Source organism: Pikeienuella piscinae (genome assembly GCF_011044155.1).
GTDB lineage: Bacteria > Pseudomonadota > Alphaproteobacteria > Rhodobacterales > Rhodobacteraceae > Pikeienuella > Pikeienuella piscinae.
Genome location: NZ_CP049056.1, coordinates 4,246,787 through 4,258,722 on the forward strand (window position 1 = coordinate 4,246,787; position 11,936 = coordinate 4,258,722).

Annotated in this window: 16 protein-coding genes; 14 read left to right on the forward strand and 2 right to left on the reverse strand. The window is 63.2% G+C overall.

What is annotated here, in order from left to right; all coding sequences use genetic code 11:
- Positions 1-277 precede the first annotated feature (277 nt).
- The 13 genes from rpsL (at position 278) to rplP (ending at position 9,361) form a co-directional block, all read left to right on the forward strand.
- Positions 278-649 (forward strand): 30S ribosomal protein S12, encoded by a 372-nt coding sequence (gene rpsL / locus G5B40_RS20220; protein WP_165103904.1) that lies wholly within the window; start codon positions 278-280, stop codon positions 647-649.
- A gap of 12 nt (positions 650-661) precedes the next feature.
- Entirely contained in the window at positions 662-1,132 is a 471-nt protein-coding gene (gene rpsG, locus G5B40_RS20225) for a 30S ribosomal protein S7 (protein ID WP_165102730.1), read from the forward strand.
- Positions 1,133-1,152: 20 nt separating this feature from the next.
- Complete coding sequence (fusA, locus tag G5B40_RS20230; protein WP_165102733.1) at positions 1,153-3,270, forward strand: elongation factor G; 2,118 nt, start codon at positions 1,153-1,155, stop codon at positions 3,268-3,270.
- A 63-nt stretch (positions 3,271-3,333) separates the two neighbouring features.
- Positions 3,334-4,509, forward strand: a complete 1,176-nt coding sequence (gene tuf, locus G5B40_RS20235; protein ID WP_165102735.1) for an elongation factor Tu — start codon at positions 3,334-3,336, stop codon at positions 4,507-4,509.
- A gap of 66 nt (positions 4,510-4,575) precedes the next feature.
- On the forward strand, positions 4,576-4,884 hold the full coding sequence (rpsJ, locus tag G5B40_RS20240; RefSeq protein WP_165102738.1) for a 30S ribosomal protein S10: 309 nt from the start codon (positions 4,576-4,578) through the stop codon (positions 4,882-4,884).
- Between the two features lie 13 nt (positions 4,885-4,897).
- Positions 4,898-5,773: a 50S ribosomal protein L3 gene (gene rplC / locus G5B40_RS20245; protein ID WP_165102741.1), complete on the forward strand. Its 876-nt coding sequence runs from the start codon at positions 4,898-4,900 to the stop codon at positions 5,771-5,773.
- Positions 5,770-6,390 carry a 50S ribosomal protein L4 gene (gene rplD / locus G5B40_RS20250; protein ID WP_165102743.1) on the forward strand — a complete coding sequence of 207 codons (621 nt, stop codon included), beginning with the start codon at positions 5,770-5,772 and terminating at the stop codon, positions 6,388-6,390. The genes rplC and rplD overlap by 4 nt, the downstream gene beginning before the upstream one ends.
- The gene (locus G5B40_RS20255) at positions 6,387-6,683 is read left to right on the forward strand and encodes a 50S ribosomal protein L23 (RefSeq protein ID WP_165102746.1); all 297 of its coding nucleotides are present in this window, start codon (positions 6,387-6,389) and stop codon (positions 6,681-6,683) included. The genes rplD and G5B40_RS20255 overlap by 4 nt, the downstream gene beginning before the upstream one ends.
- A gap of 25 nt (positions 6,684-6,708) precedes the next feature.
- A complete protein-coding gene (gene rplB, locus G5B40_RS20260) occupies positions 6,709-7,548 on the forward strand; it encodes a 50S ribosomal protein L2 (RefSeq protein WP_165102749.1) in 840 nt (279 codons plus the stop codon).
- A 15-nt stretch (positions 7,549-7,563) separates the two neighbouring features.
- Positions 7,564-7,842: a 30S ribosomal protein S19 gene (gene rpsS / locus G5B40_RS20265; protein WP_165102752.1), complete on the forward strand. Its 279-nt coding sequence runs from the start codon at positions 7,564-7,566 to the stop codon at positions 7,840-7,842.
- A 3-nt stretch (positions 7,843-7,845) separates the two neighbouring features.
- Complete coding sequence (gene rplV, locus G5B40_RS20270) at positions 7,846-8,226, forward strand: 50S ribosomal protein L22 (RefSeq protein WP_165102755.1); 381 nt, start codon at positions 7,846-7,848, stop codon at positions 8,224-8,226.
- On the forward strand, positions 8,226-8,921 hold the full coding sequence (rpsC, locus tag G5B40_RS20275; RefSeq protein WP_165102758.1) for a 30S ribosomal protein S3: 696 nt from the start codon (positions 8,226-8,228) through the stop codon (positions 8,919-8,921). The genes rplV and rpsC overlap by 1 nt, the downstream gene beginning before the upstream one ends.
- Before the next feature lie 26 nt (positions 8,922-8,947).
- Positions 8,948-9,361: a 50S ribosomal protein L16 gene (gene rplP / locus G5B40_RS20280; RefSeq protein WP_165102761.1), complete on the forward strand. Its 414-nt coding sequence runs from the start codon at positions 8,948-8,950 to the stop codon at positions 9,359-9,361.
- Positions 9,362-9,489: 128 nt separating this feature from the next.
- Here rplP and G5B40_RS20285 read toward each other — a convergent pair whose 3' ends face one another.
- Both G5B40_RS20285 and G5B40_RS20290 read right to left on the reverse strand, forming a co-directional pair.
- A complete protein-coding gene (locus G5B40_RS20285; RefSeq protein ID WP_165102764.1) occupies positions 9,490-10,233 on the reverse strand; it encodes a hypothetical protein in 744 nt (247 codons plus the stop codon).
- 398 nt (positions 10,234-10,631) lie between these two features.
- Positions 10,632-11,528 (reverse strand): DDE-type integrase/transposase/recombinase, encoded by an 897-nt coding sequence (locus G5B40_RS20290; RefSeq protein ID WP_165095589.1) that lies wholly within the window; start codon positions 11,526-11,528, stop codon positions 10,632-10,634.
- Positions 11,529-11,638: 110 nt separating this feature from the next.
- On the opposite strand from G5B40_RS20290, the gene G5B40_RS20295 reads away from it, so the two are divergent.
- Complete coding sequence (locus G5B40_RS20295) at positions 11,639-11,935, forward strand: type II toxin-antitoxin system RelE/ParE family toxin (protein ID WP_165095586.1); 297 nt, start codon at positions 11,639-11,641, stop codon at positions 11,933-11,935.
- Position 11,936 lies beyond the last annotated feature (1 nt).

The following is an 11,936-nucleotide window of genomic DNA, read 5'->3' on the forward strand; positions in this document are numbered from 1 at the left end:
GGGATTGCGCGGCGCCGGCGCCGGGCCGGAAAGCGTTAACCTTCGGCCCTTTCCGCCCTTGACATGATTCCCCCCCGCCCATAGAAGCCGCGCATCCCGTAGGGCCGTGTCCTGCCGGGGTGAGACAAATGCCCAAGTTTGGCGTCCACGATCCGGGTCTCGGCCTCGATCCTCTGATTTTCCGCCAAAGACGGTCGAAAGGCCGTTCTTTGGCGTTTCGCGCGTTTCGGCGACCGCCGGGACGCATGGTATGAAGTAAAGATGGGGTGTGAGCCCGATGCCCACGATCCAGCAGCTGATCCGGAACCCCCGGCGGCCCAAGCCGGTGCGCAAGAAGTCGATGCATCTGGAGGCCTGTCCCCAGAAGCGCGGCGTCTGCACCCGCGTCTACACGACGACGCCGAAGAAGCCGAACTCGGCGCTCCGGAAGGTCGCGAAGGTGCGCCTGACGAACGGTTACGAGGTGATCTCGTATATCCCGGGCGAGGGTCATAACCTTCAGGAGCACTCGGTTGTTCTGATCCGCGGCGGCCGCGTGAAGGACCTTCCGGGCGTTCGCTATCATATTCTTCGCGGCGTTCTCGACACCCAGGGCGTGCCTTCGCGCCGTCAGCGGCGGTCGAAATACGGCGCCAAGCGGCCGAAGTAAGGAGAGCGCGAGATGTCACGCCGTCATTCCGCGGAAAAGCGCGATATTCTGCCCGACGCCAAATATGGCGACCGGATCCTGACCAAGTTCATGAACAACCTCATGTTCGACGGCAAGAAGTCCGTCGCCGAGGGGATCGTCTATGGCGCGATGAGCCGCGTCGAAGACAAGATGAAGAAGGCGCCGATCGAGGTGTTCCACGAGGCGCTGGACAACATCAAACCCTCCGTCGAGGTGCGCTCCCGCCGGGTCGGCGGCGCCACCTACCAGGTGCCGGTCGAGGTGCGCCCGGAGCGGCGCGAGGCGCTGGCGATCCGCTGGCTCATCAAGTCGAGCCGCGCGCGCAACGAGCACACGATGGAAGAGCGCCTCGCGGGCGAGCTGATGGACGCGGTGAACGGCCGCGGCGCGGCCGTGAAGAAACGTGAAGACACCCACAAGATGGCCGACGCCAACAAGGCGTTCAGCCACTACCGCTGGTAACCCCCGAAGGACCTGGACCCATGGCCCGCGATTATCCCCTCGAGCGCTACCGAAATTTCGGCATCATGGCGCATATCGACGCCGGCAAGACGACGTGCACGGAGCGCATCCTCTTTTACACCGGAAAGTCCCACAAGCTTGGCGAAGTCCATGACGGCGCCGCGACGATGGACTGGATGGAGCAGGAGCAGGAGCGCGGCATCACGATCACGTCCGCCGCGACGACCACGTTCTGGGAGCGGACTTCGACCGGAACCGAGGCGGAGACGCCGAAGCATCGCTTCAACATCATCGACACCCCCGGCCACGTCGACTTCACCATCGAGGTGGAGCGTTCGCTCGCGGTGCTCGACGGCGCGGTCTGCGTTCTCGACGCCAACGCCGGGGTCGAGCCGCAGACGGAGACCGTCTGGCGGCAGGCCGACCGCTATCACGTGCCGCGGATCGTCTTCGTCAACAAGATGGACAAGATCGGCGCCGACTTCTTCAACTGCGTGAAGATGATCAAGGACCGGACCGGCGCGCAGCCGCTGCCGATCCAGTGCCCGATCGGCTCCGAGACCGAGCTCGAAGGCGCGGTCGATCTCATCACCATGGAGGAATGGGTCTGGCAGGGGGAGGACCTCGGCGCGAGCTGGGTCCGTCAGCCGATCCGCGCCGAGCTGGCCGACAAGTGCGCCGAGATGCGCGCCGACATGCTGGAGCGCGCGGTCGAACTCGAGGATGACGTGATGGAGGCTTACCTTGAGGGGAACGAGCCCGACATCGCGACGATCCGACGGCTGATCCGCAAGGGCACGCTGGACATGGTCTTCGTGCCGGTTCTCGCGGGCTCCGCCTTCAAGAACAAGGGCATGCAGCCGCTTCTCAACGCGGTCATCGACTATCTTCCCGGCCCGCTCGATGTGAAGCCCTATATGGGATTCCGGCCGGGCGACGAGACCGAGACCCGCGATCTCGCCCGTCATGCGAATGACGACGAGCCGTTCTCCGGCCTCGCGTTCAAGATCATGAACGACCCGTTCGTCGGCTCGCTCACCTTCACGCGCATCTATTCCGGCAAGCTCAACAAGGGCGGCCAGATGCTGAACGCGACGAAGGGCAAGCGTGAGCGGATCGGGCGCATGATGATGATGCACTCGAACAACCGCGAAGAGATCGACGAGGCCTTCGCCGGCGATATCATCGCGCTCGCCGGACTGAAGGACACGACGACGGGCGACACGCTCTGCGATCCGGCCAACCCGGTGGTGCTCGAGACGATGACCTTCCCCGACCCGGTGATCGAGATCGCGGTCGAGCCGAAGACCAAGGCCGACCAGGAGAAGATGAGCCAGGGCCTTCAGCGGCTCGCGGCCGAGGATCCGTCCTTCCAGGTTTCGACCGATCTCGAATCCGGCCAGACGATCATGAAGGGGATGGGCGAGTTGCATCTCGACATCCTGGTCGACCGGCTGAAGCGTGAATTCAAGGTCGAGGCCAATATCGGCGCGCCGCAGGTCGCTTATCGCGAGACGGTGAGCCATGAAGCCGAGATCGACTACACGCACAAGAAGCAGTCCGGCGGCTCGGGCCAGTTCGCCCGCGTCAAGATGGTCATCATGCCGACCGAACCGGGCGAGGGCTATTCGTTCGAGTCGAAGATCGTCGGCGGCGCGATCCCGAAGGAGTACATCCCGGGCGTCGAGAAAGGCATCAAGTCGGTCATGGATTCAGGGCCGTTGGCCGGGTTCCCGGTCATCGACTTCAAGGTCCAGCTGCTCGATGGCGCGTTCCATGATGTCGACTCGTCGGTTCTCGCCTTCGAGATCGCGGGCCGGGCGGCGATGCGCGAGGGCCTGAAGAAGGCCGGCGCGAAGCTGCTGGAGCCGATCATGAAGGTCGAGGTGGTCACGCCGGAAGAGTTCACCGGCAATGTGATCGGCGACCTGACTTCGCGGCGCGGTCAGGTGCAGGGGCAGGAGGCGCGCGGCAACGCGAATGTCGTCGACGCCTATGTGCCGCTGGCGAACATGTTCAAATACGTTGACACGCTCCGCTCCATGTCGCAGGGGCGCGCGCAGTTCACAATGCAGTTCGACCACTACGAGCCTGTACCGCAGGCGATCAGCCAGGAAATCCAGGCGAAATACGCCTGATCGTGAAAACAGACGGTCAGGCGTCCGGACCCCGGACCGACCGCATACTGATGGAGGGCCATCATGGCGAAAGCGAAGTTTGAGCGTACGAAGCCGCACTGCAACATCGGGACGATTGGTCATGTTGACCATGGCAAGACGACGCTGACGGCTGCGATCACGAAGCAGTTCGGCGAGTTCAAGGCCTATGACATGATCGACGCGGCGCCGGAGGAGAAGGCGCGCGGGATCACGATCTCGACGGCGCATGTCGAGTACGAGACGGAGGCGCGCCACTACGCGCATGTCGATTGCCCGGGCCACGCGGATTACGTGAAGAACATGATCACGGGCGCGGCGCAGATGGACGGCGCGATCCTGGTGGTGAACGCGGCGGACGGTCCGATGCCGCAGACGCGCGAGCATATTCTTCTGGCCAAGCAGGTCGGCGTTCCGGCGATGGTGGTTTTCCTGAACAAGGTTGACCAGGTCGACGATCCGGAGCTTCTCGAACTGGTCGAGATGGAGGTTCGCGAGCTTCTGACCGAGTACGATTTCCCGGGCGACGACACGCCGATCATCGCCGGTTCGGCGCTTGCGGCGCTGGAGGATCGCGACCCCGAGATCGGGGCGGAGAAGACCGCCGAGCTGATGGCGGCGGTGGACGCGTTCATCCCGCAGCCGGATCGTCCGATCGACCAGCCGTTCCTGATGCCGATCGAGGACGTGTTCTCGATTTCGGGTCGCGGCACGGTGGTGACGGGGCGTGTCGAGCGCGGCGTGATCAAGGTCGGCGAAGAGATCGAGATCGTCGGGATCAAGGACACGAAGAAGACGATCTGCACCGGCGTGGAGATGTTCCGCAAGCTTCTGGACCGGGGCGAGGCGGGCGACAATATCGGCGCGCTTCTGCGCGGCGTCGACCGCGAGGGCGTGGAGCGGGGCCAGGTGCTCTGCAAGCCGGGCTCGGTGAAGCCGCACACGAAGTTCACGGCCGAGGCCTATATCCTGACCAAGGACGAGGGCGGGCGGCACACGCCGTTCTTCACCAACTACCGGCCGCAGTTCTACTTCCGGACGACGGACGTGACCGGCACCTGCGCGCTGCCCGAGGGCACCGAGATGGTGATGCCGGGCGACAACGTGAAGATGGAAGTGACGCTGATCGCCCCGATCGCCATGGAGGAGCGCCTGCGCTTCGCCATCCGCGAAGGCGGCCGCACCGTCGGAGCCGGCGTCGTCGGAAAAATCATCGAGTAAGGAACCGGGAAAGGGGGCGCGGAACGCCGCGCCCCCGATCCCACCAGCCCCGGAAGGGCGAGAGAGATGCAAAGTCAGAACATCCGGATCCGGCTCAAGGCCTTCGACCACCGCGTGCTTGACAGCAGCACGCTGGAGATCGTGGACACCGCCAAGCGCACGGGCGCCGAGGTGCGCGGACCGATTCCGCTGCCGACGAAGATCGAGAAATACACGGTCCTTCGCGGCCCGCACGTGGACAAGAAATCCCGCGAGCAGTTCGAGATCCGCACCCACAAGCGGCTCCTGGACATCGTGGACCCGACGCCGCAGACGGTGGACGCGCTGATGAAGCTCGACCTCGCCGCCGGTGTCGACGTTGAGATCAAGCTCTGAGGAGACGCGGGCCATGCGCTCTGGAGTAATCGCAAAGAAGCTGGGCATGACCCGGCTGTTCACCGAAGACGGCCGGCAGATTCCTGTCACCGTTCTGCAGATGGACAATGTTCAGGTCGTCGCGCAGCGCACGGCCGAGCGTGACGGCTACACCGCCGTGCAGCTCGGGGCCGGCGCCGCGAAGGCGAAGAACGTCACGAAGCCGATGCGCGGCCATTTCGCGGTCGCCAAGATCGAGCCGAAGCGGAAGCTCACCGAGTTCCGCGTCGCGCCGGAGAACATGATCGGCGTCGGCGAGGAGTTGACCGCGGATCATTACTTCGCCGGCCAGTTCGTCGACGTCAGCGGCACCTCGGTCGGCAAGGGCTTCGCCGGCGCGATGAAGCGGCACAATTTTGGCGGGCTGCGCGCCTCCCACGGCGTTTCCGTCAGCCACCGCTCGCACGGTTCTACCGGCCAGTGCCAAGACCCGGGCAAGGTGTTCAAGGGCAAGAAGATGGCCGGCCACATGGGCGCCGCCCGGATCACCACGCAGAACCTGCAGGTCGTCAAGACCGATAGTGAGCGCGGCCTGATCATGGTCAAGGGCGCGGTTCCCGGCTCCAAGGGCGGCTGGGTCACGATCAAGGACGCGGTGAAGAAGGCGGCGCCGGAAGGCGTGATCCTGCCCGCCGCGCTCCGCTCCGCCGCCAAGGCGGCGCGCGAAGCGGCCGAAGCCGCCGCGGCCGAGTCCGCCGCCGCCGAGGCCGCGGAGGCCCAGCGCCTCGCCGCCGAGGCCGCCGAGGCCGAGGAAGCCGCGCTGAAGGCCGCGGAGGCTGATATCAAGGCTGGTGACGGCGACGGTGACGCGGCCGAGGGCGGGAAGCCCGAAGGAGGCGAAGAGAAATGAAGACCGATGTGATCAATCTCGACGCTGGCGCGGCGGGCTCGATCGAGCTTGCGGACGAGGTGTTCGGCCTCGATCCGCGGGCCGACATCCTGCAGCGCGTGGTGCGCTGGCAGCTGGCGAAACGCCAGGCCGGCACCCACAAGACGCTGAGCCGGGGTGAAACCCATTATTCGACGAAGAAGATCGTCCGGCAGAAGGGGTCCGGCGGCGCGCGTCACGGTGATCGCGGCGTCACCATCTTCCGCGGCGGCGGCACGGCCAAGGGGCCGGTGGTGCGGAGCCACGCGCACAACCTTCAGAAGAAGGTTCGCGCGCTCGGGCTGCGTCACGCGCTTTCGGCCAAGGCGCAGGCTGGCGAGCTGATCGTGCTCGACGCCGCGACGTTGGAGAGCGGCAAGACGAAGGACCTGAAGACGGCGATGGAGAAGCTCGGCATCGGCAAGGCGCTGGTGATCGACGGCGCCGCGGTCGATGCGGGTTTCGCCCGCGCGGCCAGGAATATTCAGGGCCTGGATGTGCTGCCGAGCCGGGGCGCGAACGTCTACGACATTCTGCGCCGTGACCGGCTGGTCCTGACGACGGCCGCGGTCGCGGCCCTTGAGGAGCGTCTGAAATGAGCGCGAAAGCGGAGCAGTACGACGTTGTCCGTCGGCCGGTGATCACCGAGAAGGCGACCATGGCCTCTGAGGCCAACGCGGTCGTTTTCGAGGTCGCCAAGGCGGCGACGAAGCCCGAGATCAAGGCGGCGGTCGAGGCCCTCTTCAATGTGAAGGTCAAGGCCGTCAACACGACGATCACGAAGGGTAAGGTGAAACGGTTCAGAGGTCGTCCCGGCAGGCGGAACGACGTGAAGAAGGCCTATGTGACTCTCGAAGATGGCAACGCCATCGACGTGACCACGGGTCTTTGAGCCAACAGCAGCGGAAGACAGAAAGATGGCGTTAAAATCGTACAAGCCGACGACGCCGGGCCAGCGCGGGCTGGTTCTGATCGACCGTTCGGAGCTGTGGAAAGGCCGTCCCGTCAAGTCCCTCACCGAGGGTCTGACGAAAAAGGGCGGGCGCAACAACACCGGACGGATCACGGCGCGGCGCATCGGCGGCGGAGCGAAGCGGCTCTATCGCGTGGTCGACTTCAAGCGGAGCAAACACGATGTGTCCGCGGTCGTGGAGCGGATCGAGTACGATCCGAACCGGACCGCCTTCATCGCGCTGATCCGCTATGAGGACGGTGAGCGGGCCTACATTCTGGCGCCGCAGCGCCTCGCCGTGGGCGACAGCGTGATCTCCGGCGCCAAGGTCGACGTGAAACCCGGCAACGCGATGCCCTTCTCGGGCATGCCTGTCGGCTCGATCGTCCACAATATCGAGATGAAGCCGGGCAAGGGCGGACAGATCGCCCGTTCGGCCGGGACCTACGCCCAGTTCGTCGGGCGGGGCGGCGGCTATGCGCAGATCCGGCTCTCATCGGGCGAGCTGCGCGCGGTGCGCCAGGAGTGCATGGCGACGATCGGCGCGGTTTCGAACCCCGACAATTCGAACCAGAATCTCGGCAAGGCCGGCCGTGTCCGTCACATGGGCAAGCGGCCTTCGGTGCGGGGCGTGGTGATGAACCCGATCGATCACCCGCATGGCGGCGGCGAGGGCCGGACCTCGGGCGGCCGGCATCCGGTCACGCCCTGGGGCAAGCCGACCAAGGGCCACCGCACGCGCCACAACAAGGCGACAGATCAGTACATTCTGCGGAGCCGTCACGCCCGCAAGAACAAACGATAAGAGAGGACGGTAAACATGCCACGTTCCGTCTGGAAGGGTCCGTTCGTCGACGCCCATGTCCTGAAGAAGGCCGAGAAGGCGCAGGGGTCCGGCAAGAACCAGGTCATCAAGATCTGGTCCCGCCGCTCCACCATCCTGCCGCAGTTCGTCGGGCTGACATTCGGCGTCTACAACGGCAAGAAGCACATTCCGGTCAATGTCTCGGAAGACATGATCGGCCACAAGTTCGGCGAGTTCTCGCCGACGCGCACCTATTACGGCCATATGGCCGACAAGAAAGCGAAGCGGAGATAATCGATGGGACAGTCGAAGAATCCCCGTCGCGAGGCCGAGAACGAGGCGCTGGCCGTGAGCCGGATGCTGAAAACCAGCCCGCAGAAGCTTAACCTCGTCGCCGGGATGATCCGGAAGAAGCCGGTTGCGAAGGCGCTGGCCGATCTCAGCTTTTCGAAGAAGCGGATCGCGGTAGACGTGAAGAAGACGCTGCAGAGCGCCATCGCCAACGCCGAGAACAACCACGGTCTCGACGTCGACGATCTGGTGGTCGCGGAGGCTTACGTCGGCAAGAACCTGACGCTGAAGCGCGGCCAGCCGCGCGCCCGCGGCCGGTTCGGCAAGATACTGAAGCCGTTCGCGCAGATCACCATCAAGGTGCGGCAGGTCGAGGAGCAGGCCTAATGGGACAGAAAGTCAATCCGATCGGGCTGCGCCTGCAGGTCAACCGCACCTGGGACAGCCGCTGGTTCGCGAACACCAGGGATTATGGCCCGCTTCTGCACGAGGACCTGAAGATCAGGGACTTCATCAAGAAGAAATGCGCGAACGCCGGGGTTTCCCGTGTCGTGATCGAACGTCCGCACCGGAAATGCCGGGTGACGATCCACACCGCGCGGCCCGGCGTGATCATCGGCAAGAAGGGCGCCGATATCGAGGGACTGCGCAAGGAAGTCGCGAAGCTGACGAAATCGGAGCTGCATCTCAACATCGTCGAGATCAGGAAGCCCGAGGTCGACGCGCAGCTACTGGCAGAGAACGTGGCGCAGCAGCTTGAGCGCCGCGTGGCGTTTCGCCGCGCCATGAAGCGCGCGGTGCAGAACGCGATGCGGATGGGCGCGCAGGGGATCCGGATGAACCTCGCGGGCCGTCTCGGCGGCGCCGAGATCGCCCGGACCGAGTGGTATCGTGAAGGTCGTGTGCCGCTGCATACGCTCCGCGCCGATATCGATTACGCGCAGGCCGAGGCGAAGACCGCTTACGGTATCTGCGGCGTGAAGGTCTGGATCTTCAAGGGCGAGGTTCTTGAGCACGATCCGCAGGCCCATGACCGCCGTCAGGCCGAAAGCCAAGAGGGCGGCTCGCGCCCCGCGCGCTGAGCCCGCCCTGCTGAGAGGATAGAAAGATGCTGTCTCCGAAACGGACGAAATTCCGCAAACAGCACAAGGGCCGCATCCATGGCGAGGCCAAGGGCGGGTTTGATCTCAACTTCGGCCATTACGGCCTGAAGGCGAGCGAGCCCGAGCGGATCACCGCCCGGCAGATCGAGGCTGCGCGCCGCGCCCTGACCCGCCACATGAAGCGGCAGGGCAGGGTGTGGATCCGGATCTTCCCGGATGTGCCCGTCACGCAGAAACCCACCGAGGTCCGCATGGGCAAGGGCAAGGGTTCGGTCGAGTACTGGGCGGCCAAGGTGAAGCCCGGCCGCATCATGTTCGAGATTGACGGGGTGAGCGAGCCTGTGGCAAAGGAGGCGCTCCGATTGGCGGCGATGAAGCTGCCGATCAAGTGCCGATTCGTTACGCGCGAGGACTGGTAAGATCAAAGGCCGCTGTGCCTCCGATTGAAGAGGCCTCGCCCAGAGCCGAGCGGGGCCTCTTCGTTTACACGCCGATCGGGGCGTCACGACGTCGGTTCACTCCTAACGATCGCCGTTCGCAGAACAGTCTACGATACGACGGAATTGCCCTGCTTGATCTGGGAGCGCACAGTCGCGCCGAAACTCTGCATCGCCTTGATCACCTCTACCTGAGACAGCCCTGCTGCGGAACCAGCAGCCCAATCTTCCGGCCGCCATGCGTCGCCATTCGGATTGGGCGCGATCAAATCCGGGTTGAAGCAGTAGTCTTTGGCGATCCGTTCATTCGGCGCCAAATTCAACGCGATCCTTGGGCCGACTGTCACGAGCGGAACGTATGCGTTTCTCTCGCCGCCGTAGTCGCTAAGCATTTTCCCGAAATCGCCACCTCCCAGCCAGGGAACAGCGCGGACATAAGTGCAATCTGCTGTGGCGGAAGCGTAGCTGATCACCTCGCTGGCGAGATTCGAACTGTCCAGACAACTCGCAAACTCACCGAATTGTTTGCTTCCAAGCGCAGACTGTCTTGATATTATCACGATACGGTCGATAACTCCCCCGCTCTCACTGACAAGAACATGTGATTTTGCGGGAAAATTAGGATCGGTTGTCTGATCAATCGTTCCGATTTCCACCCAGTCGCCTTCCTGCAAGGGAACTTGGAAGCCTTCGATTTCAATCGTTCCGAATTGGCCTTGTGTCACCGGTGGAACCTTGCGCAGCGAAGCATCGGAAGAAGTGGCGAAGTCCTTCTGCGGTGACACGCAGCCCGATATGAGTAGCGCGATGCAGACGTTCACAGCTAGAGCCGCGCCAGTTTTCAATCCGTGCATAATTGTGCCTCAATGTCAGTGACAGCCAAAACTTGAACTGGAGAAATTTTTAGGTGAGACGAATCCCTGATCAGCGCTTTTCGACGCTTTCGATTGCAGTCGCTGCATCGTTTCGATCGGCACGCTCATGGAGACGGATGAAACCATTGCGAGTTGCGCACTCATTGCCGAGATAGCGGCGTTAAGTGCGAGTGGCCAGCCAGCGGATACTCCGGAGGAGCCGTCATTCTTTATCGTCAGAGCCTGCCCCGAAATGAGTTGAGCGATATCAGAGGGTTGTGATTCACGTCGGTTTGCAACGACTGACGGAGGCCCGATGCCCTGGGATGATATCGCCCGCGCGGAATATGCGCGACGGTCAGCGCGCTATGCAAGCGACCTGACGGATCGGTAGTGGGTCAGTTTGAATTTTCCGGCTGACGCTTCTTGTAGGGGCCGCGCTTCGTGGGGGCAGGCTCAGCATCCTCAATCAGCTTCACGATGTCCGAGATATCCCAAAGCCGATCAGTCAGGCCAGCGGCCATCGCCGGAGTGACGCGCAGCGTCTGGTGGACCTTCACGAAGTTGTAGAACATGAAGTGCAGCGCCACAGCGTAGCAGTGGTTCTCGACCTTCTTGGAGAAGCCGTTGGTCAGACGGGTGAAGCGGCGCATGTGCATACGCATCGTCAGGTTCTGGCGCTCAACATGCGAGGTGCTGACCAGCTTGGGATCGGGCGAGCCTTCCACCCGGCGCTTCTTGATGCCAGTGCATTCGGCGGGGCTGTATTTCTTTTCGTGCCCCTTGGAGCCGGTCTCGCCGCCGTAAATCTTGATGAGCTGCGCATAGTCCACGTCGCCGCCGAACGCGCCCTCAACGGCCTCCAGATAGGCTTTGTGGCCGTCCGTGGTTAGCTGGACGCGGTTCGCCAGACGGGCTCGCAGATCGTCCATGAAGGCGATGGCGTATTCGCTGTCACGTCCGCCGACCATATAGGACACGATCAGCTTGCTCTCGCTGTCGAGCGCCGTCCACGTCCAGGTGTCGCCCGCGCCCTCGGGAGCGGCCTTCGCACCAGCGACGTTCTTCTGCTTGGCGTAGGTGAACGACCAGATCTCATCGCACTGGACGACGGAAGCCTTCACGTCGCGAACGTTGGCGTCGTGATATTCCGAGCAAGCCTTGCCCGCGTCGATCAGGAGCTTGTTGACGGTGTTCTTGGACACATCTGCGACGCGCGCCGTGGCGCGAATGCTGTTGCCCTCAACCAGAAGGCGGAGGATCAGGGCGCGGGTCTTGGTGTCCAGCTTGTTCATGAGATTGATATAATTTCAAAATGACCGATAGTCAAGCATATTACAAAATTAACGCATGGCGTTAAGTCGATCATTGACCTCCGGAGCGGGCGGATATATGTAGAGTCGGCATGGAAGTGAAGTTCGCAAACGACGATCTGGCACGAATATGCACAGACGATGCTCACAAGATTGGGCTGCCGGTCGCCGTGATTAAAGCCGCTCGAAAGACGCTGTTGAAGCTCGAGGCTGCGACGTTCGAAAGCGACCTCTTTAACCTCGGGGGGCTGGATTACAAAATCCGCAAGGGAGCCGAAAATGGAACAAGGCAAGTTCGCGTGAACAGGCAGTATCGAATTTTCTTCACGGTATCAGGTGAGGGAGCAGGCGCTGTAGCCACAGTCACCTTTATTGGCGACCCGCACTAAG